Raw genomic sequence first — 22,591 nt, forward strand, 5'->3', positions numbered from 1 at the left:
CTCAGCTGACCGCCTCGACCTCGGCCACGATGCCGTCGACCACCTGTGTCAGCAGCGTCTCATCCTCGCACTCGGCCATGACACGGATCAGCGGTTCCGTCCCCGATTTGCGGATCAGCAGGCGGCCCTTGCCAGTCAGCAGCCCCTCGGCATCGGCGATGGCCCTGCGCACGCTGTCGGTGTCCAGCGGCAGTTGTCCCTCGCCGTAGCGCACGTTCTTGAGCAGTTGCGGCACCCGTTCGAAATTCTTGGCCAGTTCAGAGGCGCGTTTGCCCGTGGCGACCATTTCCGAAAGGAATTGCAGACCGGCCATCAGACCGTCGCCGGTGGTGGCGAAATCGGTCATCACGATGTGGCCTGACTGTTCACCGCCAAGGTTCCAACCGCCCTGCCGCATCGCCTCGACCACGTAGCGGTCGCCGACCTGGGTGCGTTCGAGCCGCAGACCCTTGGCGTCAAGGAAGCGTTCCAACCCGAGGTTCGACATGACAGTGGCCACCAGCGTGCCGCCCCGCAGCCGGTCCTGTTCCGCCCAGCGGGCCGCCAGAAGGGCCATGAACTGATCGCCGTCGGCCACCTTGCCCTGTTCGTCGATGAGAATGATCCGGTCGGCATCCCCATCGAGACAAAGGCCGACGTCCGCCCCATGCCGCAGGACCGTGTCCGCAGCGGATTGCGGCTTGGTCGAGCCGCAGTTTTCGTTGATGTTCAGGCCGTTGGGCTCCGTCCCCACGGTCACGACATCGGCGCCCAGCTCCCACAGGACCTCTGGCGCGGTCTTGTAGGCGGCGCCATTGGCGCAATCCACGACCACCTTGATTCCGTCCAGACGCAGGCCGGGCGGCAGCGTGCCCTTGACCCGCTCCTGATAGCGAAAGCGGCCATCGTCGATGCGGCGGGCGCGGCCGATGTTGACCGGCTTGGCGGGCTTGGTGCCCTCTTCGACCAGCGCCTCGATCTCGGCCTCGGCCGCATCCGACAGCTTGAACCCGTCCGGGCCGAAGAACTTGATGCCATTGTCGGCCGCCGGGTTGTGGCTGGCCGAAATCATGATGCCCAGATCGGCGCGCATGGAGGTGGTTAGCAGACCCACGGCAGGTGTCGGCACCGGCCCCAGCAGCAGCACGTTCATGCCGGTCGAGGTCAGGCCCGCCGTCAGCGCGTTTTCGAACATATAGCCCGACAGGCGCGTGTCCTTGCCGATCACCACGCGGTGCACGCCGCCATGTTCGTTGCGGAAATACCGCCCGACTGCCGCACCCAACATCAGCGCCATCTCTGCCGTCATCGGAAAGGTGTTTGCGGTCCCGCGCACGCCATCGGTGCCGAACAACTTGCGTGTCATTGGAAGTCTCCCTTGCAAATGGCGTGACAGACAGACAGCGCCTGAACGGTTTCGCGCACATCGTGCACACGGACGATCTGTACCCCCTGCGAGGCCACCATCAACGCGACGGCGACCGAACCGGACACACGGTTTGCCGCCGGATGCGCGCCGGTGATCGTGCCGATAAAGCCCTTGCGCGACGCGCCGACCAGCACGGCACAGCCCAGCCCGTGAAACAGCGACACCTCGCGCAGCAGGGGCAGATTGTGATCGATGTTCTTGCCAAAGCCGATACCGGGATCGACGATGATGCGGCTGCGCGGAATGCCCATTTCTTCGAGCATGGCAACCTGTTTGGCGAGGAAGTCATAGACATCCAGCAGCACGTTGTCATAGCGCGGGTCTATATGCATGGTTTCCGGATCGCCGCGCGCGTGCATGACGCAGACCGGCAGGTCCTTGTCCACACAGTACCGCGCCAGCATCGGATCGTAGGTAAAACCGGAGATGTCGTTGACCAGAACGGCCCCGGCCCGGACCGCCGCATCCGCCACCACGGATTTACGGGTGTCGATGGAGATCGGCAGCTTGATCTCATGCGCCAGCGCCGTGATCACCGGTTCGACCCGGGCCACCTCTGCCTCGCGCGGCACGGGCAAGGCGCCGGGACGCGTGCTTTCACCGCCAACGTCGATGATGTCCGCGCCTTCCTCTGCCATCAGGCGGGCCTGTTGCAGCGCCGCCGCCGAGGAGGTGTTCTTGCCCCCGTCGGAAAAACTGTCCGGTGTGACGTTCAGGATGCCCATCACATTGGTCCGACCAAAGTCCAGCCCGGCAATCGGCGCGCGGGGGGCGGACAGACGCTCGCGCCAGTCCTCAGGGATCTCGGCGGCGGGAACATAGCGGGGGGCCGCGTCGCGGCTGTGGCACAGGGTTTCGACGAACCAGCCTTTTCCCCCGGCAAGGGGCACGGCGTGATCCGGACGCGGCTGGTCGAAACGGACAATCGGGCGGTAATATTCGGTCATGCCTGTCAGTTACCGATCTGCCCGCTCTTGGCAAGCCATCAGAAGAGCGCGTCGCCCCGGCCAACCGCCCGCACCGGGACCGGAGACTGATCCGGCAATTCCTCGCCTATGACCACGAATTCGCAGGCTTCCATCTCTCCGGCGAACCATGCCGCCAGCACGACAGAGTCGCGCGGCTGCGCCTTGGGTCCCTGCGTGGCATCGAGAACGATCTTGGAGGGTGCCCAGACGCAAATCTGGCCGTTCTTCATCGCCCAGTCCAGTTCGGTGCGCGTGGCAACCACCTTGCAGCGGTCATCCCGTGACGCAAGGCACCAGCCGTTCTGTTCGATGGCCAGCAGGTCGATCCGGCGCTGGGTCATCTTGTGACCGGTCTGCGGCGCGGGTTCATCGGGGCGGCCAACGCAAAGGATCAGCGGCGCGCGGCGCGTTTCCAGCGTGTCCAGCCAGCCGGGCAGATCCGGATCGGCGATGGCCGCGTTCGACAGGTAAACCACCCGGGGATGCGGGCGTTGCTGCGCCACTTCCTCTGCCCGGGCATTCAACTGCCCGGCCAGTTCGCGCCGGGTGCGTACGATTTCCACCCCAAGCGCTCCGGGACCACGGTCCAGCTTTTCGATCCGCACGAAGGCGCGCAGGGCTTGCGGTTCCAGCAGGATCCGTTCCGCAATGCGTTCGGCCAGCGTTTCCAGCAGGTTCAGGCGCTCTGCCTCCAGCTCGTGCCGGACCGCTTCGGTTACACGGTCATAGGACAGGATGCGGTCGACATCGTCCTCGACAGAGCCGGTGAAGGGAATGACCTCAACCACCACGTTGAAACGCAGGCGCTGTTTCTGGCCGCGTTCCGCCTGAAAGGCGCCGATGTCCGCCTCGATCACCAGATCGCGGACAGAAATCCGGTCATGCGGATCGTCGGTGGCGGTGGCGATGCTGCGCTCTGACGGATGGGCAAAGGCGAGGCGGATGTCGCTGGGCATGGGCGGCCCCCTTGGTGTCGGTTCTGGTCGGCAGCGATACGCGAAGGGAGCGCGTCCGGGCAACCCCGGGCGCGCCCCCTTTTGTTCCGAAACCGGCGATTACTTTTCGCGGTAGGTGTGTCGGTAGAAAATATGAACACCATGCGCCAGCGTCTTGGTGTACTTTCGCGACCAGTCCGGGTTGACCCATGTGGCATGGTAATGGGTCGCGCCCTTGGTCAGGCCCGGCGTCTTGCCGTCCAGCACGGCGCGCGCCACCTTGCCGACACGCTCCCACGAGGCGGGTTCATTGATGTGCTCGGGGCGGCCATCGCAGGTATATGTGAACTGGCAGGCGAACTTACGACCGGTGCCCTGATTGACGACGCCGCAGACCGTGTTGGGAAAGCGCTTGGACGCAACGCGGTTCATGATGACTTCGGACACGGCGAACAGACCGCGGATATCCTCGCCGCGCGCTTCGAAATACAGCGCCTCAGCCAGACAGCGCCACTGTGCACCGCCCGATGGTTTGGGCTGCTTGGACAGCCATGACTTGTCGAGCTTCAGATTGCCGCCGCCCTTAACGGGGCCCGCGGCCGCGACAGGCTGGATCGGCGTGACGAGGCCCTTGAGATGCGAATTACCGACGCGTGCCAAAGCACGGCTTTCCAGCGACAATAGCGTCTGCGCGCTGCGCGCAGGGTCAGCTGTGACCGGAGAAGATTGAAAAAATAGCGAAGTGCCAAGAGCCAGAACAAGGCCCGCAACTGCAACCCCGCGGCGAACCGCTGTGGTTAGCATGAACATAATGAGAGTCCCCCGAAAGTTCCCGAACGAACTGCTCGCCGCGTGGTGCCTCACGCCACGCAACCCGTGGACCTTTAGACAAAATCTTTACAGGCGTAAAGCGCGTCAGATCGCCCCGGCGCTTGACTGTTGTCACAGGGCGTAAATCCGGGCAGAAAACCGCCGATCGCGCCTGATTTTCCTAGCGGTACTTAGGACGTGAAAGGCCCTTGTCGCGCAGCGCCAGATGCGCCGCCGCCAGACGTGCGACAGGCACACGGAACGGCGAACAGCTCACGTAATCCATACCCGCTGCACGACAGAAGGCAATCGATTCGGGGTTGCCGCCATGTTCTCCGCAGATCGACAGCATTACCTGCTCATTGGTTGCGCGCCCGCGCGCAACCCCGGTGGCCACCAGTTCGCCCACGCCCTCGATGTCCAGCACATGGAACGGGTCCTCGGTAAACACGCCCTGCATGACGTAGTCGGACATGAACCGCCCCGCATCGTCGCGTGACAGGCCATAGGTCATCTGGGTCAGGTCGTTGGTGCCGAAGGACAGGAAATGACAGTAGGGTGCGATCTCATCCGCGCGCAGGCAGGCGCGTGGCGTCTCGACCATGACGCCAAGCCGATAGGTAAAGTCCCTGCCCCGCTCTGTCCGCACCTCGGCTGCCACGGCCTCGACCCTGCCCCGCACCAGTTCGACCTCGCGCTTGGCCGACACCAGCGGCAGCATAATCTCCGGCACAACGGGGGCGCCTTCCCGGCTTGCGTCCAGCGTCGCCTCGAAAATCGCGCGCGCCTGCATGTCGTAGATTTCCGGCACCGTGATGCCCAGCCGCACACCGCGCAGACCCAGCATGGGGTTGTATTCCCCCATCGCCTCGACCCGGCGGGTCACATCGGAGACCGGCAGGTCCAGCGCCTCGGCCAGATCGCGCAGCCCGGCGCGGTCCGTGGGAAGGAATTCGTGCAGGGGTGGGTCGAACAGGCGGATGCAGACCGGCAGCCCCTCCATGATGCGGAACAGTTCGGTGAAATCCTTGCGCTGCATCGGCAAGAGCAGCGCAAGGGCCGCCTGTCTGTCCTCTGCCGTATCGGCAAAGATCATCTCGCGCATGGGGGTAATGCGGTCAGCCTCGAAGAACATGTGCTCTGTCCGGCAGAGCCCGATTCCCTGCGCCGAAAAATTGCGCGCCGTGGCGGCATCGGCAGGCGTGTCCGCATTTGCGCGCACGCCGATATCGCGCGCCTCATCGGCCCATCCCATCAGCGTGTTGAAGGCCCCGTCCAGCATCGGCTCGATGGTTTCAGGACTGCCCTCCAGAACCTCGCCAGAGGTGCCGTCCAGTGTGACGATCTCCCCCTCGCGGTAGGTGCGGCCGTTCGCGCCCTGCAGGGTCTTGCGTTGCAGGTTGAACCGCATCCGCGCCGCGCCCACCACGCAGGGCAGCCCCAAACCACGGCCGATCACCGCGGCGTGGCTGCTCATCCCGCCGCGTTCGGTCACAACACCAACGGCGGCATGCATGCCGCGAATATCCTCGGGTGAGGTTTCGCGGCGGGCAAGGATGCAGGGTTCACCCCGGGCGGCGCTGGCCTGCGCCTCCGACGATGAAAACACCAGGCGCCCGGTCGCGGCACCCGGGCTGGCGGCAATGCCACGTCCGATCACCCGGCGCTCTGCCTCCGGGGCCACCTGCCGGTGCAACAACTCCGTCACTGCATGCGGATCGATCCGCAAGACAGCGTCCTCTGGCGTGATGATGCCATCCTCGGCTAGGCGCACCGCGATCTTCAGCGCCGCGCGCGGCGCGGCCTTGATCCGCATCCCGTCCAGAATGTGCAGCTTGCCGTTCTGGATGGTGAATTCGATCTGCATCTCGGCCCGCAGCTTGCGCCGCATCAATTCCGTATGGGCCTGCAGATCGGCAAAAGCCTCTGGCGCCAGTTCCTCAAGCGAGGGACCGCGCGGATCGCGGGTCAGATACAGGCTGGAAATGCCCTGTCGCAGCGCCTCGCGGCCCTGCGACTGGCTCAGGTAACGCCCGGTGATCTGACGCTTGCCGGTCTGTGGATCGACCAGTTGCAACACGCCGGATCCGCATTCACCACGGCCCAGCCCCAATGCCATCTCCTGCACCACAAGCCCCAGCCCGGCATCCACCGGCGCGCCCTTCGCCTGCCGCAAGAGCCGCGCCGAGGTCCCTTCCCAGGCCCGGGCCATGCTGCGCAACACCTCTTGCAACTGGAGCGCCGGATCCTGGGGAAAAGGCTCTTCGGCCTCTTCCTCATAGGCGCGCAGGGCTGTCGTCAGACCGGCGCAACCGGTGTCCTCGATCTCGTCGAAACTGTCCGGGTCAAGGCGCGCCACGTGGATTGCATAGGCCTGCACGAACCGCAGATACAGGCCCGCCGCCGCCTCCTTGCCGATCCTGTCGGCCATGTCGACAAAGCGCGCGTCGTTCATGCCGATGTTCAGGATCGCCCCCGGCCCGCCCCAGTCCTGATCCTCGGACGAGGGGCGCACACAGAGCAGCGCACCGGGATCGAAGGCCGCAATCAGCGCCGGCATGTCCGGAAAACTGCCCGCCGCGATGGCATGGACTGCGTCAAAGGACAGCGCGACGGTGCGCGGCACCGGCAGATCCAGCCGCACCAGACGCTGCAGGCATTTGGCCCGCCCGCCATGGGTGGGCGTCGACATGGGCGCATCAGCCGTGATCAGCGTGATGTTCGGGTTCTGGCTATCGGGTTTCTGCACTGCAGCACCTTTCGGATTGGCCGCAGAATAAGCGCTGCACGGCGCTTGGCAAGATGCCAAAGCGTCCTGACCTGCGCAGGGGTCCCGAGGTCAGCGCCCTGCGTATTTCCCAAAGAGACGAAACCGGAAAAGCGCCCCTGGTTTCTTCTCTTCTAAAATACGCATCTGCGCGCCCGAAGGGCGCGTAGGTCGGCGCGCGCAAGCGCGCCGAAATTGCTCAGGCCGCGTCGGCGCGGGCGGCGCGGATCAGGCGCAGGATGTCCTGCGCGGCCTCGGGGATATTGGTGCCCGGGCCAAAGATCGCCTTTACCCCTGCGTTGTAGAGGAATTCGTAATCCTGATGCGGGATCACCCCTCCGCAGATCACGAGGATGTCGCCGGCCCCCTGCTTTTTCAGCTCTTCCACCAGTTGCGGTGCCAGCGTCTTGTGGCCCGCCGCCTGGCTTGAGATGCCGATGACGTGTACGTCGTTGTCGATGGCGTCCTGCGCCGCTTCTTCGGGCGTCTGGAACAGCGGGCCCACATCGACGTCGAAACCGATGTCGGCAAAGGCGGTGGCGATTACCTTGGCCCCCCGGTCGTGGCCGTCCTGCCCCATCTTGACCACCAGCATCCGCGGGCGGCGCCCTTCGGCCTCGGCGAAATCCTCGACCGATTTCTGGATCGCGGCAAAGCCTTCGTCGCCTTCATAGGCCGCACCATAGACACCGGCCAGGGTCTTAACCTCAGCCCGGTGACGGCCGAATTCCTTTTCCATTGCCATGCTGATTTCTCCCACGGATGCGCGTGCGCGCGCCGCTTCGACGGCGGCTTCCAAAAGGTTGCCGCCCTCTTTCGACCGGCGGGTCAATTCGTCCAGCGCCGCCTGGCAGGCGACCTCGTCCCGCGTGGCGCGGATCTTTTCCAGTCGTGCCACCTGACTGTCCCGGACCTTGGCGTTGTCGATATCGAGGATGTCGAGATCATCCTCTTTCTCCAGCTTGTACTTGTTCACGCCGACGATCACGTCGGTGCCCCGGTCGATGGCGGCCTGACGCTGAGCGGCGGCCTCTTCGATGCGCAGCTTTGGCATGCCGCTTTCGACGGCGCGGGTCATGCCGCCCATCTCGTCCACCTCTTCGATCAGCTTCCACGCGGCCTCCGCCAGATCGTGGGTCAGCTTTTCGACGTAGTAGGAACCCGCCAGCGGATCGACCACATTGGTGACGCCGGTTTCTTCCTGGAGGATCAGCTGGGTATTCCGCGCAATCCGCGCGCTGAAATCGGTCGGCAGGGCGATCGCCTCATCCAGCGCGTTTGTGTGCAGCGACTGGGTGCCGCCCAGAACCGCCGACATCGCCTCATAGGCGGTGCGGATGACGTTGTTGTAAGGGTCCTGTTCGGCCAGCGACACGCCGGAGGTCTGGCAATGGGTGCGCAGCATCTTGGACCGGGGGTTCTGCGCGCCAAGGTCGGTCATGATCCGGTGCCAGAGCATCCGGGCCGCGCGCAGCTTGGCCACCTCCATGAAGAAGTTTTTGCCGATGGCGAAGAAAAACGACAGCCGACCGGCGAACTTGTCGATGTCCATCCCGGCTTCCATGGCTGTCTTGGCGTATTCCTTGCCATCCGCCAGCGTGAAGGCCAATTCCTGCACCAGGTTCGCGCCCGCCTCCTGCATGTGGTAGCCGGAGATCGAGATTGAGTTGAATTTCGGCATCTCGTTCGAAGTGTATTCGATGATGTCCGAGATGATCCGCATCGAGGGCGCAGGCGGGTAGATGTAGGTGTTGCGGACCATGAACTCCTTGAGGATGTCGTTCTGGATGGTCCCCGACAGCACAGAGCGGTCATGGCCCTGTTCCTCACCGGTTACGATGAAGGAGGCCAGCACCGGGATCACCGCGCCGTTCATGGTCATCGACACGCTGACCTTGTCCAGCGGGATGCCGTCAAAGAGGATCTTCATGTCCTCGACAGAGTCGATGGCGACACCGGCCTTGCCGACATCGCCGACCACGCGGGGATGGTCACTGTCATAGCCGCGGTGGGTGGCGAGGTCGAACGCGACAGAGACCCCCTGCTGACCGGCGGCCAGCGCCCTTCGGTAAAAGGCGTTGGATTCCTCGGCGGTCGAAAAACCGGCGTATTGGCGGATCGTCCAGGGGCGTCCGGCGTACATGGTCGCCTTGACGCCGCGGGTGAACGGCTCCTGCCCCGGCAGGCTGCCCATATGCGGCAGGTCCGCGGTGTCGGCCTCTGTATAGAGCGGCTTGACCTCGATCCCTTCGAGGGTGTTCCAGGTCAGGTCGTCCAGCGGACGTCCGCGCAGTTCCTTTTCAGCGTCCTTGCGCCAGCTCTCGGGCAGGTCGGTCATCGTTCAGTCCTCTTTTCATGGCGGCCGCGGCGAGGTTCAGCCTCTGTCTCGCGGGCTCCGGGTCCTCTGTCAGGGTGGCCAGACCATCCGCACCAGCAGTCAGCCAGTAGAGATCGTCGGCATAGGTTTCGCGCAGGCGGGCGGCCTGCACCTCATTGAAGGGCATCCAGCGCGCATCGCCGGGCAGCGCTGTAAGAGCGGTGGATGCCTCGCCGCGCGCCTCCAACACGTCCCGCAGGCCCGACACATCGGGCCGCCGGTTGCGCCAGAACGCACCGGGCAGCGCGGCAGGCACCACGTGGCGGCCGGTCATGACCTGCAACAGCAGGTCAGGCCGGTTGGCCAAGTTTTCAAAGGCGGTGACATGGATCTGCGCGCCGGGACAGGCGCAGGCCAGATCCGTGACGACATGGCGCCAACTGCGCGGGCTTTTGGACATCGCCTCCAGCGCGTCGGGGGACGGCATCCCCTCCCCCCGGGGCACCAGATAGCCGATTGCAGAGGACCACCAGTGATCCAGCGACCGGATTTGCAGGAAGACCCGCGTCGCACCGCCAAAGGCGTCGTTCAGGCGGGCCATCCGCTCTCCGACAGCGGGGTAGAGCCTATGGCGTCGTACCGTACTGCGCAGGCTGCCGATCATGTTCTCATCGCTGACGATCAGCGCGTCATGGCCGCGGCGGCGCGCGCCTTCGACATTCAGGGCCACCCGGCCCGCGGCACGCCGCGCGGCCTCTACCGTTTCCGGCCGCTCGGCCACGCTGTGCAACAGACCCTTGCGGGTCCGCCATGGCCCCCAGAAGCCGATGCGCTGCACCTGCAGCGCGTCGCGGTTTTCGCGCAGATAGAACTGAAAACTGGTGGACGCGGAGCGATGCGCCCCGGCGTGAAGGATGATGTCCATGGTCGTGCGGCCCCCGTGGCGCAGGCCCCGGACACGGTGTGCGGCGGGGCAAGGTTTCGGCGCGCAGCCTGCGCGGACGGACCTTGGGATGCCGTTAAAGCTAAAATTTTTTCCGGTGGTGGCAGGGCTTCCCTGTGCAGACCGGGGACCGCGACATATATTCATCCTCATGAATGGTCTCAAAAGAATGTCCGCCGCGCTGCTTCTGAGCGTTTTCGCCAACACTTCCGCCGCGCAGGGGGCAGAAACGGCGGAGCCTTTCGAAATGATCGTGCCAGCCACGGAAACCTCTTTGGAGGATTGGCTGTGGATCAAACGGCCGGTTGTCGTTTTTGCCGACAATGCCGCCGACCCGCGATACGCCGAACAGATGGAATTGCTGACCGAACGGCTGGACGCCCTAGCCGAGCGCGATGTGGTGATCATCACCGACACCGATCCGGCGGCCAAAACCGCGATCCGCCAAAGGCTGCGCCCGAACGGGTTCATGCTGGTGATCATGGCCAAGGACGGCACCATCGTGATCCGCAAACCCGCGCCGTGGTCGGAGCGCGAAATCTCACGCTCGATCGACAAGCTGCCCCTGCGCCAGCAGGAGTTGCGCGCCCGCTGAGAGGCTAGACGTTGCCGCGCAGGAAAAAGGCGATCTGCGATGGCCGGTGCAACAGCAGAAGCGCGTTGCTGGACGGATCGTAGATCATCACGGAATCGGGTGACATCAGCGTCAGCCAGATGTCCTGCTGGAACGGCTCGCTCATGCAGTTGCGTGATGGCCCCACGAAACTGGACACAAGGCCCAGCCCGCCGGACAGATCCAGCGACATCAGCCCCTCTGACACCTCGTTGGGGGTCAGGCCCGGCACCTCGAAGGCGACGGCCTGCCCCTTGGCCAGCAACTGCGCGCCGTCCCGCAGCGTCGAGACGCTGCGCACCGGGCCGCTGCGCAAACTGGAAGAGATCGTGTCGAAGATCGCCGAAGTGCAGGTGGGGCGTGATGTGAAATCCCGCGTCTGGGCAAGGAAAACCCAGTCGCGGATCAGGCGGCGCACCTCTTCCTCCGTATCGAGCTTGAAACAGGACGACAGCGCCGAGATCAGCGTCAGGCATGCCAGGGCCTTGCCCAGTCCACGGATCATCGCGCCCTGCCCTTTCCTGAAGCCGTCGCGCAGGCAGGCTAGGACAAAGCCGTTTACGATATGTTTCCGGGAGAAGGATCATTCCGCCTCCTGCCCGATTTCCGGGCTTCCTTCGGGCGCCATGCCAAAGGTCAGGGCCGATCCGCCGCCAAGATACATCAGAACATAGCCCAATAGGCTGCCCTTCCCCACGGTCAGCAGCCCAAGGTACACCGCAAGGAAAACGACCCCCATGATCGCCAGCACCGCGATCGGGCCCAAGAGGTAGAACCCCCAGCCCGGCGCGAACTCCAACAGGGCCGCGATGATGGCCAGGTACAGCGCATAACCGGTGCCGACGGAGACGATGGAAACGCCCAGGGCGGTGCCCATCAACAGGGCGTTGCCGCCATGCGTCGGCACAAGAAACCAGAGCCCGACCGCCACGACCCCCGACACCACCAGTCCGGCCACAAAGGCCAGACTGTGAAGCAGCCAGATGCGGAGGGCGCGGCGGACCATGGGGTTATTCGAACTCCATGATCACATCGTCAACGGCAAGGCTGTCGCCTGGACCGGCATTGATCTTGGCCACCTTGCCCTTTTTCTCGGCGCGCAGGATGTTTTCCATCTTCATCGCCTCGACGGTGCACAGCGCCTGCCCCTCCTGCACGTCCTGCCCCTCTTCGACATCGACCTTCACGATCAGGCCGGGCATCGGGCAGAGCAGCAGTTTGGAGGTATCGGGCGGCAGTTTCTCGATCATCAGCTTGCCCAGTTCCGCCTGACGCGGCGTGCGGACATGGACCTTCAGATCCGCACCGCGCGACCGCAGGCGGAAGCCATGGGTGATCTTGTCGACCTTCAGCACCAGGGCCGCGCCGTTCACGGTCATCCATGCCAGCGTGTCGCCAGGGGTCCAGTCACCTTCGACGCGCAGTTTTGCCCCATCCTCGAAGGTGACCGTCGATCCGTCGTGGTCGGCGGCAATGGTCACATCGAACCGGGTGCCCTGCAGGGTAACCGCCCATTCCTCACCCACCCGGCGTTCGTGGTTGTCGAGCCGCCCGGACACGCGGGTGCGCCGGATTTCCGCGACGCGGTTCATGGCCGCTGCGGCTGCCGCGATGCGCTTCAGCTCATCCTCGGCCAGCGTCACACCTTCGAAGCCGTCGGGGTATTCCTCGGCGATAAAGGCAGTGGTCATGTCGCCGGAGATGAATTTCGGGTGATCCATCACGGCGGCGACGAACGGCAGATTGTGCCCGATACCCTCGACTTCGAAGCTGTCCAGCGCGTTGCGCATCGTCTCGATCGCCTTGTCGCGCGTGGGCGCCCATGTGCACAGCTTGGCGATCATCGGGTCATAGTACATGCTGATCTCGCCGCCTTCGTAGACGCCGGTATCATTGCGCACGACGCCTTCGCCCAGCGGGCCTTCGGCGGGTGGGCGGTAGCGGGTCAGGCGCCCGATGGACGGCAGGAAGCCGCGATAGGGATCCTCGGCGTAGAGGCGGTTCTCGATGGCCCAGCCGTTGATCTTCAGGTCCTCCTGCTTGATCGACAGTTCCTCGCCATTGGCGACGCGGATCATTTGTTCGACAAGGTCGACACCGGTGATCAGTTCCGTCACCGGGTGTTCCACCTGCAGGCGGGTGTTCATTTCAAGGAAGTAGAAATTCTTGTCACCGTCGACGATGAATTCCACGGTGCCCGCGCTGGCGTAGCCCACGGCCTTGGACAGCGCCACGGCCTGTTCGCCCATCGCCTTGCGCGTCTCCTCGTCAAGGAAGGGGCTGGGCGCCTCTTCGACGACTTTCTGGTTGCGGCGCTGGATCGAACATTCACGTTCGTGCAGGTAGACGCCGTTGCCATGGGTGTCGCACAGAACCTGAATCTCGATATGGCGCGGCTGGGTGACAAATTTCTCGATAAAGATCCGGTCGTCGCCAAAGCTGTTGGCGGCCTCGTTCTTGGAGGACTGGAAACCTTCGCGCGTTTCTTCGTCGTTCCAGGCGATGCGCATGCCCTTGCCACCGCCGCCCGCGCTGGCCTTGATCATGACCGGATAGCCGATCTCATTTGAGATCTTGACCGCCTCGTCGGCGTCTTCGATCAGCCCCATGTAGCCGGGAACGGTGCTGACTCCCGCCTCCTGAGCGATCTTCTTCGAGGTGATCTTATCCCCCATCGCCTCGATCGCCTTGACAGGCGGTCCGACAAAGGCGACGCCTGCCGCCTCCAGCGCCTTTGCGAATTTCGGGTTTTCGGACAGGAAGCCATAGCCGGGGTGCACAGCCTGCGCGCCGGATTGCTTGATAGCGTCCATCACCTTGTCGATCACGATATAGGACTGGTTGGCGGGCGGCGGGCCGATGTGCACGGCCTCATCGGCCATTTCCACGTGCAGCGCGTTCTTGTCGGCGTCCGAATAGATCGCCACCGTCTTGATGCCCATCTTGCGGGCGGTCTTGATGACCCGGCAGGCGATTTCGCCCCGGTTTGCGATCAGGATCTTGTCGAACATGTCTGTCCCTTCTTCTTGGCCCCTGCGCGGGGCGCGTCTGCACATGCAAACGCCGCCCGGAGCGACGGCTCCGGACGGCGTTCAACTGAATTGCGGGTGGCGTGCGTCAGGCGCGCGCCGGGATGATGGATGGTGTCAGCGGCAAAGATCGGGCGTGACGTCGTCACACAGGACGCCTGCCGCACCGCCAATTGCGGCACCGCCCGCCACGTTACGCCCCGTTGCCGCAGCGCCGGCAGCACCGATGCCCGCACCAATGACGCCGCGCTCGAAATCGGTGCCTTCGCAGGCAGCCAATCCGAGGGTTGCGACGAGTGCGGCAGAAATCGTGAAAATACGCATGAGAGAGCCTCCTTGCCCCGTGTCAGAACGTGTTGTCTTGATACCAGAGACAACGCCGCAAGGAAGCTGAGGTTCCCGGCCGGGAGCGGGGATGCGGCGGAATTTGGCGCAGTCTGAGCGGCGCCTTGCGCACCGGCCGCCCGGTCAGCAACGTGACGGGAATCGGCTGCAGTTCGAGATGTCCGAAACCGGACCGGTGACGACATTCCGGTCAAGCGTGACTGCAGGCGCCCCGGCACGTTTCCCGCCCAGGTTGTCGCCACAACCCGCCATGAGAGCCAGCGCCAAGAGCCCGCAAAGGAGCCGTGACCGCATTTTTTCCGTGTTTTCCATGTGAGGTTCTCCTCATCTTTGTCCAACTGCCCGGACATCAGAGAACACCATCCCAGGGGGAATAGCCAGTAAAGTTTCCCCGCCACCTGCCGCAGCGTCAAGAAATCGGCAAACCCTTGCCAATTCGTGGTTTTTTCGGAGATGCAGGGAAAAAGGGGCGATCCGGCCGGGGACTGGCCGGATCGCCCCGAGGGGGGTTGGGTTACGCGGGGACGAGGGGACGAAAAGATACCCGGGCCGCGGCCCGTTTTCACGCTTGCAGAATCTTGCGCCGGTGCAAAGCGCGCATTCCCGCCATAGGCAACGCCCCGCGCAATCGGAGCCTGTATTGGCAAGAACACGCCCACGCTCATTCCCAGTCCTCCGATTCCTCGAAGGCCTCTGGAAAACTCACACGCGCGGCGGCCTCGTCGATGACCAGAAGCGCGTCATAGCTTTCCGGATCGAACGGATCGTCATGGGGCAGGACCTCGCGCCCCAGAAGCCAGGACAGGCGGCCCGCGTCCAGATTGCCGCGCTCAAAAGGTTCGTCGCCAAAATGCTGCCAGAGCGCCGCCATGAAGGCCGCGTCGGCCCGGCGATCCGCTGGTCGGCGGTCACGGTAACGCTCGCGCCGCGTGAGCGGTGTCGCGCCCTTGGGATTTGCGCGCCGGATCGTGAACTGGAAATCGGTGCCGGTGAGTCGGCCCGGAAAGCCGCGATGCTTGATCATGCGCCCACCTCCGGCGCATGGCACCCCGCCCCGGCAGGGCGGAAAGCATGTTGTCGTGTCAGATCGCGCCCTGCTGCCTCACAGTGGCGGGAAAGCGGGACGGACGCACAGGTCCGCCCCGATAGGTTCTTACTTGTACTTGCCCGTGTACACCGGCTCGACCGAGATGGGCTCGGGATCGACGACGATGTATTCTTCTTCCTGTTGCGCACATGCGGAAACACCCGCGATGATTGCAAACATGGCAAGCAGCTTGATGCTCTTGGACATCTTCCACTCCAGTTTGTTTCAACGAAACACACAGTGCGCACGCGCCCTGCCTGTCCCCGTTTCGAGGTTAAGATTGCTTGGGGGCAATCACCGACCAACGTAACCGAGCCGTGTGGAAAAAGATATGCACTTGCACAGTGCGAATCGCGCTGTGGCTCAGAAGCCGCAGAAACTTGTCCACATGAGAGTCGGGTCGCAAGATATTGTGGAGTCATTAAAAAGACTCCCAGATGCAGAGCCCGTCCTGCACGGCGTAGCTCTCAAAGAACTGGCGGATACCCGGCGACATTGCGCCGAATTCGACCGGTTCGGCCATTAAGGTGACAACGATCCGCTCCGGCGCCGCCCCCTGCTCGACGAGACGCGGCAGGGCATCTTGCGCACACAGATGCTCCATGTCCTCGGCCACATCCACGTAGGAAACAGCGGTATCCGCCAGCCCCGGCGCAAGATAGCGCACGCGGTAGACCGGCGGTTCCGAAACGATATCGAAGGCGGTGAAATCCAGCGAGGTGGCCGGCAGGACCTGCCCCTCTGCCGCGGCAAAGGTGGGCACTGCGATCAGTGATATCAGCCCTACCAGAATTGGAGGGCAGCTCTGGCACCAGCGGGCATAACCCGCGGCTCCTCCCACCAGAGCTGCCAAGCCGCCGAGCGCGCCCGGGGCGATAAACTTAAATGCGCCGCTCATGAGCGCAGCCCCGCCCAACGCACCCATCGGGCACGAAGTGCCGGATCGTCGAGCAGGTTCTGGATCAGAAGCTCTGTCCCGTTCGGCGCCCGCCCCATTAAGCGGCCACCTGCACGGACTTTAAGCCCTTCTTCCGTTGGGGCAATCTGTACCACGGGGGAAAAACCACGCAAGCCCTGTAATTTCCGCCAAAGGTCTTGACGAATCTGATTCGCCAGCTTTCCGGGGCGGACCGGCGGAAATTCGCTTGTCGCGGAAACGTCCCAGCGCGGCGGCCAGTGGCGCGCCAGCACGTAGCCCCCCTCTTCCGCCAAGGCGTACCACCCGCCGCGCGACTTGCGCGGCGGGGTGCGCCCCGTGATTTTCTGGCCATCGCCCATATCAGACCTCAGAGCGGGATGTTGTCGTGTTTCTTCCACGGCATGCTCTGCTGCTTGTTCCGCAGCATGGCAAAGGCCCGCGCCACCCGCCGCCGGGTCGAGCGCGGCTGGATCACCTCATCGATGAACCCGCGTTCGGCGGCCACAAAGGGATTGGCAAAGCGGTCTTCGTATTGCGCCGCGTGCGCCGCGATCTTGTCCGGATCGCCCAGATCGGCGCGGTGGATGATCTCTGCCGCGCCCTTCGCCCCCATGACGGCGATCTGCGCCGTCGGCCAGGCATAGTTCACGTCTGCCTTCATGTGCTTGGAGGCCATCACGTCATAGGCACCGCCATAGGCCTTGCGGGTGATGACCGTGACCATCGGCACGGTGGCCTCGCCATAGGCGAACAGAAGCTTGGCGCCGTGCTTGATGACGCCGTTGTATTCCTGCGCGGTGCCGGGCAGGAAGCCGGGCACGTCGACAAAGGTCAGGATCGGGATCTCGAAACAGTCGCAGAAGCGGACGAAACGCGCGGCCTTGCGGCTGCTGTCAATGTCCAGCACGCCCGCCAGCACCATTGGCTGGTTGGCGACAATGCCCACGGTCTGCCCTTCGAGACGGATGAACCCGGTGATGATGTTGCCCGCGAAATCCTGCTGGATCTCGTAGAAATCACCCTCATCCGCGACCTTGGTGATCAACTCCTTCATGTCGTAGGGCATGTTGGGGTTGCTGGGGATCAGGGTATCAAGGCTGGCCTCGACGCGGTCGACCTTATCGAAGAAGGGGCGCACCGGGGGCTTTTCGCGGTTGTTCAGCGGCAGGAAGTCGACAAGGCGGCGGACCTCGGCCAGCGCCTCGACATCGTTTTCAAACGCGCCGTCTGCGACGGAGGATTTCTTGGTGTGGGTGGACGCACCGCCCAGTTCCTCGGCGGTGACAATCTCGTTGGTCACCGTCTTCACTACGTCGGGGCCGGTGACGAACATGTAGGACGTGTCCTTCACCATGAAGATGAAGTCGGTCATGGCAGGCGAATAGACCGCGCCACCCGCGCAGGGGCCCATGATCACGGAGATCTGCGGGATCACGCCCGAGGCCTCGATATTCTTTTGGAAGATGTCCGCATAGCCCGCCAGCGCATCGACGCCTTCCTGAATACGCGCACCACCGGAGTCGTTCAGACCGATGACAGGCGCACCGTTCTGCATCGCCATATCCATGATCTTGCAGATCTTTTGCGCATGAGTGGCAGAAACAGATCCACCCAGCACCGTGAAGTCCTGACTGAAGACATAGACCATGCGGCCGTTGATGGTGCCCCAGCCGGTGACGACACCGTCACCATAGGGCCGGTTGTTTTCCATCCCGAAGTCGGCGCAGCGGTGCGCAACAAAGGTGTCGTATTCCTCGAAACTGCCCTCATCGAGCAGCAGTTCGATGCGTTCGCGCGCGGTCAGCTTGCCCTTGGCATGCTGCGCATCGATCCGTTTCTGCCCCCCGCCCAGACGGGCGTTCTCACGGCGGTCGTGCAATTCCTGGATAATATCTTTCATCTGCGGCCCCTTCCGATTTGCCGCGAAAATACAGGGGAAAGCCGGGGCCTCAAGGATTTACTCGCAAATTTGCAAAGCAAGAATAGAGCCGCGAGTGAAAAATGAAAAACTGCAAATTAGATGCTATCGGCACGTAATGCATGGACATTTCGTATGCTGAGGCCTACCGATCGGACATGAGCCCGCATTCTCCGGCTCGGTTTCTGGACCGCAGCACACCGCCTCATATTGTCACACTGGTTCTGCTGGCAGGCATGTCGGCGCTGGTGATGAACATCTTCGTTCCCAGTCTGCAACTCATGGCGGACTGGTTCCGGACGGATTATGCGCTGATGCAAGCCTCTGTGTCGGGCTACCTGCTGGGCAACGCGATACTGCAGCTCTTTATCGGGCCGATCTCGGACAAGCTGGGGCGCAGACCGGTGATCCTTGGCGGGATCGTGATTTTCATCCTCGCCACCATCGGCTGCCTGCTATCGACGAATATCGCAGTCTTCCTGTTCTTCCGAATGCTGCAGGCCACCATCGTGGTCGCCATGGTGCTCAGTCGCGCCGTGGTGCGCGATCTTTTCCCGCCGGATGAGGCCGCCTCGATGATCGGCTATGTCACGATGGGCATGTCGATCGTTCCGATGCTGGCCCCGGTCCTGGGTGGCTGGATGGCGGAAACCTTTGGCTGGCACTCGAACTTCTGGTTCATGCTGGTGCTTGGGGTGGCAATGTACTGGCTCTGCCACCGCGATCTGGGAGAGACAAAGGCCCGCAGCGGCCTGACACTGGCGCAGCAGTTCCGCGAATATCCTGAACTGTTCCTCAGCCCGCGTTTCTGGGGCTATTCGCTGGCCTGCGCCTTTTCCTCCGGCGCGTTCTTTTCTTATGTCGGCGGCGCATCCTACGTCGGGATGGAGGTCTTTGGCCTCTCTCCCACAGTACTGGGGTTCCTCTTTGGCGCGCCCGCCGTAGGCTATGCGCTAGGCAACTACATCTCGGGCCGCTACTCGGCACGCGTCGGCATCAACCGCATGGTTCTGTGGGGCGGGCTGATCGTGACCGGCGGCATGGCGCTGTCGGTGCTGATCTTCGCCGCCGGATACGGCAGCGCGCTGACCTTTTTCGGCTTCATGACCTTTGTCGGGCTGGGCAACGGGCTGACCATCCCGAACGCCACCGCGGGCGCCCTGTCGGTCCGGCCACATCTGGCGGGCACGGCCTCCGGCCTGTCGGGCGCCATCATGCTGGGCGGCGGTGCTGCACTGTCGCAATTGGCCGGGATGCTGCTGACCGACGGCGCGGGGGCCTGGCCGCTTCTATGGATGATGTTTGGCTCCGGCGCGGCCTCAGTCGTTGCGATCCTCGTGGTCATCCGGCGCGCCCAGCAATTGAAGGGGCTGGACGCGGCCTGACAAAGTTTGCATCTTTGCGCGACATCTTAGCAAGGCGCAAACCATGGCCACCCAGAAACTCTACGCCGGCGCCAAGCTGCGCGACATCCGCACCCGTCTAAGCCTGACGCAAAAGGATTTCGCCGCCAAGCTGGGCATTTCCCTGCCCTATCTGAACCAGATGGAGAACAACAACCGCCCGGTCAGCACCACGGTCGTGCTGGCACTGGCGCAGGAGTTCGGCTTCGACGTCACCGAATTGGGCCAGGGCGATGCAGAGCGGCTGGTCACCGACATGCGCGAGGCGCTGGCCGACCCGGTCTTTGGGGAAAGCAACCCGCAACTGGCGGATCTGCGGCTGACGGCCTCCAATGCGCCGGTTCTGGCGCGCGCCTTCCTTGCCCTGCATCGCGCCTATCGCCAGACCCACGAACGCCTTGCCTCTCTGGACGAGGCTCTGGGACGCGAAGGCGCACAGCTACAGCCCAGCCCCTGGGAAGAGGTGCGCGACTTCTTTCATTACTGCGACAACTACATCGACGCGGTGGACCGGGCCGCCGAACATTTCGCCCGGCTGGAAGAGAGCGAAAATGGAATCCGGGGGGCAGCCATCGACCGGCTGGAGGCCCGCGGCATCACCGTCCGCTTCTCACAGGCCGCGCCCATGCGCTCCTATGATGATGAGCGTCAGGAACTTGTCCTCTCTTCCCTGCTGCCCCTGGAAACTCAGACATTTCAATTGCTTGTTCAGGTGGCCTTGCTGCGCCAGAACCAACTGCTGGACGCCACGCTGGATCTTGCCCGCTTTCAGAGCGAAGAAGCCCGCGCCATCGCAAAACTGGGCCTTGCCAACTATTTCGCAGGTGCGGCCATGATGCCCTACAAGGCGTTCCTTGCCGCCGCACAGGACACCCGGCACGATCTGGAGCTGCTGGCCGCGCGGTTCGGCGCCTCCATCGAACAGGTCGCGCACCGGTTGTCGACGCTGCAACGGCCCGGCGCCAAGGGTGTGCCCTTCTTCTTTGTCCGTGTCGATCAGGCCGGCACGATCACCAAACGCCATTCCGCCACGCGCCTGCAATTCGCCCGCTTCGGCGGCGCCTGCCCGCTGTGGAACGTGCACCGCGCCTTTGAAACGCCGGGCCGCTTCCTGCGCCAACTGGCGGAAACGCCCGACGGCGTGCGCTACATCAGCCTCGCCATCGACGTGTCGAAAACCGGCGGCCATTTCGGCGCGCCGGTGCGCCGTTACGCCATCTCCATCGGCTGCGAGGTGCGCCACGCCGCGGCCCTCGTCTATGCCGACGACCTCGATTTCACCCGCGCCAGCGCCTTTGAACCTATCGGCATCAGCTGCCGCATCTGCGAGCGGACCAATTGCCACCAACGCTCGGTTCCGCCGCTGGAAAAACGCCTGACCACCACCCCCAACCGCCGCGACGTGCTGCCCTACCAACTGGAGTGACCCTCCAGATCGCCAGACTTTCGTTCCGGAGCCATCCCTCGCTTGATGCCGAAAAGAGGCGATCCCGTGCCGCCTGCAAGGGTGCGGCACGCACCGCGCGCCAGCGCGGCTTGCCCTTGCAGGGGGGGCGGGATTGGCTCAGGCAGCAAGAAAGCGAGGGAGGGGGCCGGAACGAAGGTCTTCGTTCCGGTGAAGACCGAAGCGACCTAATCCCGCGCGCCACAGCGCACCGCCAAACATGGACCGTCGCGTAGCCACGGGCGGAAATCAGCGCGCGGCAGCGCTCCGCTGGATCAGACCTCCGCCACACGGCAGGGGTGACGGGCCGCGAGGCACGCCATGATCCCGCAATCCACCGCGTCCAATGCGCCAGAGGCCCATGGGCGAAACCGCAACCGGACCGCGTTCAGCACCAGATCGGCGGTCTCTTCACACCACTCATAGCCGAACAGGCCGCAATCGCGGGCGAAACACGCCGCGTCCACTTCCCTTGCTTCCCCCTCCGGCCAGACCGCCAGACCACGCCGCGCCAAACGCCGCCAGTCAAATCGCCCGCCCGGGTCGGTTTTCCGGCCCAGGGCCGTGTCCGAATGGCCAACCACCCGCTCCGGCGGGATCGACCAGCGCGCCAGCAGCCCCGCCAGCAGGTGTTCCAACACCCGCATCTGCGGCTCCGGAAACGGGTGGAAACCGGTATTCGCCAGTTCGATACCAATGGAATGGGAATTGACGTCCCGAACCGCGCCCCAGCACCCGCGGCCCGCGTGCCAGGCCCGGTCTTCGTCGCGCACCAACTGCCACAGCCGCCCGTCTTCGGCGATCACGTAGTGGCAGGACACCTCGCTTTCGGGGGTGCACAGCCAGTCCCGTGCGGCTTCGGCGCTTTGCATCGCGGTATAGTGCAAAACCACCATATCCGGCGCGGAAACACCGCGCCGGTCACCAAAGTTCGGAGAGGGATGCCAAATGGCGTCAGACATCAGCTGTCAGACGGGCCGTCTCAGCCGCGGATCGCGCGGAACGGCGCGGGGTTCCAAGTGCAGGCAAAACCGTCGCCGTCCGGGTCCATGCCCTTGCGGTCCTTTTCCGGGCCGCCCAGCGCAAGGAACTCTTCCTGCGCAAGATCCGCCGAACTGAAAGCCGCACAAGCCCGCTCATACCGCGCCTGCGCGTTCAGGCCAGACCGTTTGTAGAGCGCAGTGCCCACCGGGTTGGTCGTCCGCAGGGCATATTCCACGATGTTCGGACGGTCCGATCCCTCACGCGCGGGCAGCGCCTCGGGGGTGACAACCGTGTATTGCGCGCGATTCTGCTCCAGCAGGGCGGCATCCGCGGCGATGTCACGGGTGCGCGACACGGCGGAAAAGTCGTTTTCGCCCGAAATGCCACGCGCGTTGGCGACGATCTGCGGAGACGGGTTGCTGGGATCGGCATCCACCGGCGAAGCGCCGGAATTGGCCGCCGCAGCGGCAGCAGCAGCGCGCGCCTCACGCCCGTCTATCGGGCCGGACTGTACGTCCGGCGCGACCGGGATCGCGCCCGCCTGCCCGTTCAACTGCGCCTCACGCCGGGAGGCGTAATCGTCGTAGTTGCCAAAGCCCACGCCCTGCCCCGGATCGGGCACGTTTGCCCCGCTGTCGGGAACAGCGGGGGCACAGGCCGCCACGGTCAGGGCGGCCATCACCAGGAAATAGGGTCTCATA

Annotated in this window: 21 protein-coding genes; 3 read left to right on the forward strand and 18 right to left on the reverse strand. The window is 64.0% G+C overall.

The window, feature by feature from the left end; translation table 11 throughout:
* Position 1: 1 nt before the first annotated feature.
* The 7 genes from glmM to ACTXGA_RS02515 all read right to left on the reverse strand — a co-directional run bounded on the left by glmM (position 2) and on the right by ACTXGA_RS02515 (position 10,130).
* On the reverse strand, positions 2-1,345 hold the full coding sequence (glmM, locus tag ACTXGA_RS02485; RefSeq protein ID WP_443391531.1) for a phosphoglucosamine mutase: 1,344 nt from the start codon (positions 1,343-1,345) through the stop codon (positions 2-4).
* Positions 1,342-2,355 (reverse strand): dihydropteroate synthase, encoded by a 1,014-nt coding sequence (gene folP, locus ACTXGA_RS02490; protein WP_443391532.1) that lies wholly within the window; start codon positions 2,353-2,355, stop codon positions 1,342-1,344. The genes glmM and folP overlap by 4 nt, the downstream gene beginning before the upstream one ends.
* A gap of 38 nt (positions 2,356-2,393) precedes the next feature.
* Positions 2,394-3,332, reverse strand: a complete 939-nt coding sequence (locus ACTXGA_RS02495; protein WP_443391533.1) for a dihydroneopterin aldolase — start codon at positions 3,330-3,332, stop codon at positions 2,394-2,396.
* Positions 3,333-3,431: 99 nt separating this feature from the next.
* Positions 3,432-3,971 (reverse strand): cell wall hydrolase, encoded by a 540-nt coding sequence (locus ACTXGA_RS02500; protein WP_443391535.1) that lies wholly within the window; start codon positions 3,969-3,971, stop codon positions 3,432-3,434.
* A 331-nt stretch (positions 3,972-4,302) separates the two neighbouring features.
* Positions 4,303-6,813 (reverse strand): putative PEP-binding protein, encoded by a 2,511-nt coding sequence (locus ACTXGA_RS02505; protein WP_443391583.1) that lies wholly within the window; start codon positions 6,811-6,813, stop codon positions 4,303-4,305.
* Positions 6,814-7,087: 274 nt separating this feature from the next.
* Positions 7,088-9,226, reverse strand: a complete 2,139-nt coding sequence (scpA, locus tag ACTXGA_RS02510; protein WP_443391536.1) for a methylmalonyl-CoA mutase — start codon at positions 9,224-9,226, stop codon at positions 7,088-7,090.
* Positions 9,189-10,130, reverse strand: coding sequence for a hypothetical protein (locus ACTXGA_RS02515; protein ID WP_443391537.1), 942 nt, complete (start codon positions 10,128-10,130; stop codon positions 9,189-9,191). The genes scpA and ACTXGA_RS02515 overlap by 38 nt, the downstream gene beginning before the upstream one ends.
* Positions 10,131-10,317: 187 nt before the next feature.
* Between ACTXGA_RS02515 and ACTXGA_RS02520 the strand changes: the two genes are divergently transcribed.
* Positions 10,318-10,743 (forward strand): DUF4174 domain-containing protein, encoded by a 426-nt coding sequence (locus ACTXGA_RS02520; protein WP_443391538.1) that lies wholly within the window; start codon positions 10,318-10,320, stop codon positions 10,741-10,743.
* Positions 10,744-10,747: 4 nt separating this feature from the next.
* Here the strand turns inward: ACTXGA_RS02520 and ACTXGA_RS02525 are convergent, their stop codons facing one another.
* The 9 genes from ACTXGA_RS02525 to ACTXGA_RS02565 form a co-directional block, all read right to left on the reverse strand.
* On the reverse strand, positions 10,748-11,266 hold the full coding sequence (locus ACTXGA_RS02525) for a hypothetical protein (protein ID WP_443391539.1): 519 nt from the start codon (positions 11,264-11,266) through the stop codon (positions 10,748-10,750).
* 78 nt (positions 11,267-11,344) lie between these two features.
* A complete protein-coding gene (locus ACTXGA_RS02530; RefSeq protein ID WP_443391540.1) occupies positions 11,345-11,767 on the reverse strand; it encodes a hypothetical protein in 423 nt (140 codons plus the stop codon).
* Positions 11,768-11,771: 4 nt separating this feature from the next.
* A complete protein-coding gene (locus tag ACTXGA_RS02535) occupies positions 11,772-13,772 on the reverse strand; it encodes an acetyl-CoA carboxylase biotin carboxylase subunit (RefSeq protein WP_443391541.1) in 2,001 nt (666 codons plus the stop codon).
* Between the two features lie 135 nt (positions 13,773-13,907).
* Positions 13,908-14,114, reverse strand: coding sequence for a hypothetical protein (locus tag ACTXGA_RS02540; RefSeq protein ID WP_443391542.1), 207 nt, complete (start codon positions 14,112-14,114; stop codon positions 13,908-13,910).
* A 682-nt stretch (positions 14,115-14,796) separates the two neighbouring features.
* Entirely contained in the window at positions 14,797-15,159 is a 363-nt protein-coding gene (locus ACTXGA_RS02545) for a hypothetical protein (RefSeq protein ID WP_443391543.1), read from the reverse strand.
* Between the two features lie 129 nt (positions 15,160-15,288).
* A complete protein-coding gene (locus ACTXGA_RS02550; protein WP_443391544.1) occupies positions 15,289-15,429 on the reverse strand; it encodes a hypothetical protein in 141 nt (46 codons plus the stop codon).
* Positions 15,430-15,643: 214 nt separating this feature from the next.
* Positions 15,644-16,120, reverse strand: coding sequence for a DUF6497 family protein (locus tag ACTXGA_RS02555; protein ID WP_443391545.1), 477 nt, complete (start codon positions 16,118-16,120; stop codon positions 15,644-15,646).
* Entirely contained in the window at positions 16,117-16,500 is a 384-nt protein-coding gene (locus ACTXGA_RS02560; protein ID WP_443391546.1) for a hypothetical protein, read from the reverse strand. The genes ACTXGA_RS02555 and ACTXGA_RS02560 overlap by 4 nt, the downstream gene beginning before the upstream one ends.
* A gap of 8 nt (positions 16,501-16,508) precedes the next feature.
* Complete coding sequence (locus ACTXGA_RS02565; RefSeq protein ID WP_443391547.1) at positions 16,509-18,041, reverse strand: acyl-CoA carboxylase subunit beta; 1,533 nt, start codon at positions 18,039-18,041, stop codon at positions 16,509-16,511.
* 140 nt (positions 18,042-18,181) lie between these two features.
* On the opposite strand from ACTXGA_RS02565, the gene ACTXGA_RS02570 reads away from it, so the two are divergent.
* Positions 18,182-19,444, forward strand: a complete 1,263-nt coding sequence (locus ACTXGA_RS02570; protein ID WP_443391548.1) for a multidrug effflux MFS transporter — start codon at positions 18,182-18,184, stop codon at positions 19,442-19,444.
* Between the two features lie 43 nt (positions 19,445-19,487).
* Complete coding sequence (locus ACTXGA_RS02575; protein ID WP_443391549.1) at positions 19,488-20,888, forward strand: helix-turn-helix domain-containing protein; 1,401 nt, start codon at positions 19,488-19,490, stop codon at positions 20,886-20,888.
* A gap of 293 nt (positions 20,889-21,181) precedes the next feature.
* On the opposite strand, the gene ACTXGA_RS02580 is transcribed toward ACTXGA_RS02575, so the two are convergent.
* Together ACTXGA_RS02580 and ACTXGA_RS02585 are read right to left on the reverse strand one after the other, a co-directional pair.
* Positions 21,182-21,868 carry an N-acetylmuramoyl-L-alanine amidase gene (locus ACTXGA_RS02580; protein ID WP_443391550.1) on the reverse strand — a complete coding sequence of 229 codons (687 nt, stop codon included), beginning with the start codon at positions 21,866-21,868 and terminating at the stop codon, positions 21,182-21,184.
* A 20-nt stretch (positions 21,869-21,888) separates the two neighbouring features.
* The gene (locus ACTXGA_RS02585) at positions 21,889-22,590 is read right to left on the reverse strand and encodes a hypothetical protein (protein ID WP_443391551.1); all 702 of its coding nucleotides are present in this window, start codon (positions 22,588-22,590) and stop codon (positions 21,889-21,891) included.
* Between the last annotated feature and the right edge of the window lies 1 nt (position 22,591).

The sequence above is a fragment of the Antarctobacter jejuensis genome (genome assembly GCF_052266595.1).
Lineage (GTDB): Bacteria > Pseudomonadota > Alphaproteobacteria > Rhodobacterales > Rhodobacteraceae > Antarctobacter > Antarctobacter jejuensis.

Coding starts and splice junctions, on each gene's coding strand:
- glmM (WP_443391531.1), bottom strand. CDS start 1,345: ATGACACGCAAGTTGTTCGGCACCGATGGCGTGCGCGGGACCGCAAAC.
- folP (WP_443391532.1), bottom strand. CDS start 2,355: ATGACCGAATATTACCGCCCGATTGTCCGTTTCGACCAGCCGCGTCCG.
- ACTXGA_RS02495 (WP_443391533.1), bottom strand. CDS start 3,332: ATGCCCAGCGACATCCGCCTCGCCTTTGCCCATCCGTCAGAGCGCAGC.
- ACTXGA_RS02505 (WP_443391583.1), bottom strand. CDS start 6,813: ATGTCGACGCCCACCCATGGCGGGCGGGCCAAATGCCTGCAGCGTCTG.
- scpA (WP_443391536.1), bottom strand. CDS start 9,226: ATGACCGACCTGCCCGAGAGCTGGCGCAAGGACGCTGAAAAGGAACTG.
- ACTXGA_RS02515 (WP_443391537.1), bottom strand. CDS start 10,130: ATGGACATCATCCTTCACGCCGGGGCGCATCGCTCCGCGTCCACCAGT.
- ACTXGA_RS02520 (WP_443391538.1), top strand. CDS start 10,318: ATGTCCGCCGCGCTGCTTCTGAGCGTTTTCGCCAACACTTCCGCCGCG.
- ACTXGA_RS02525 (WP_443391539.1), bottom strand. CDS start 11,266: ATGATCCGTGGACTGGGCAAGGCCCTGGCATGCCTGACGCTGATCTCG.
- ACTXGA_RS02530 (WP_443391540.1), bottom strand. CDS start 11,767: ATGGTCCGCCGCGCCCTCCGCATCTGGCTGCTTCACAGTCTGGCCTTT.
- ACTXGA_RS02535 (WP_443391541.1), bottom strand. CDS start 13,772: ATGTTCGACAAGATCCTGATCGCAAACCGGGGCGAAATCGCCTGCCGG.
- ACTXGA_RS02540 (WP_443391542.1), bottom strand. CDS start 14,114: ATGCGTATTTTCACGATTTCTGCCGCACTCGTCGCAACCCTCGGATTG.
- ACTXGA_RS02545 (WP_443391543.1), bottom strand. CDS start 15,159: ATGATCAAGCATCGCGGCTTTCCGGGCCGACTCACCGGCACCGATTTC.
- ACTXGA_RS02550 (WP_443391544.1), bottom strand. CDS start 15,429: ATGTCCAAGAGCATCAAGCTGCTTGCCATGTTTGCAATCATCGCGGGT.
- ACTXGA_RS02555 (WP_443391545.1), bottom strand. CDS start 16,120: ATGAGCGGCGCATTTAAGTTTATCGCCCCGGGCGCGCTCGGCGGCTTG.
- ACTXGA_RS02560 (WP_443391546.1), bottom strand. CDS start 16,500: ATGGGCGATGGCCAGAAAATCACGGGGCGCACCCCGCCGCGCAAGTCG.
- ACTXGA_RS02565 (WP_443391547.1), bottom strand. CDS start 18,041: ATGAAAGATATTATCCAGGAATTGCACGACCGCCGTGAGAACGCCCGT.
- ACTXGA_RS02570 (WP_443391548.1), top strand. CDS start 18,182: ATGGACATTTCGTATGCTGAGGCCTACCGATCGGACATGAGCCCGCAT.
- ACTXGA_RS02575 (WP_443391549.1), top strand. CDS start 19,488: ATGGCCACCCAGAAACTCTACGCCGGCGCCAAGCTGCGCGACATCCGC.
- ACTXGA_RS02580 (WP_443391550.1), bottom strand. CDS start 21,868: ATGTCTGACGCCATTTGGCATCCCTCTCCGAACTTTGGTGACCGGCGC.
- ACTXGA_RS02585 (WP_443391551.1), bottom strand. CDS start 22,590: ATGAGACCCTATTTCCTGGTGATGGCCGCCCTGACCGTGGCGGCCTGT.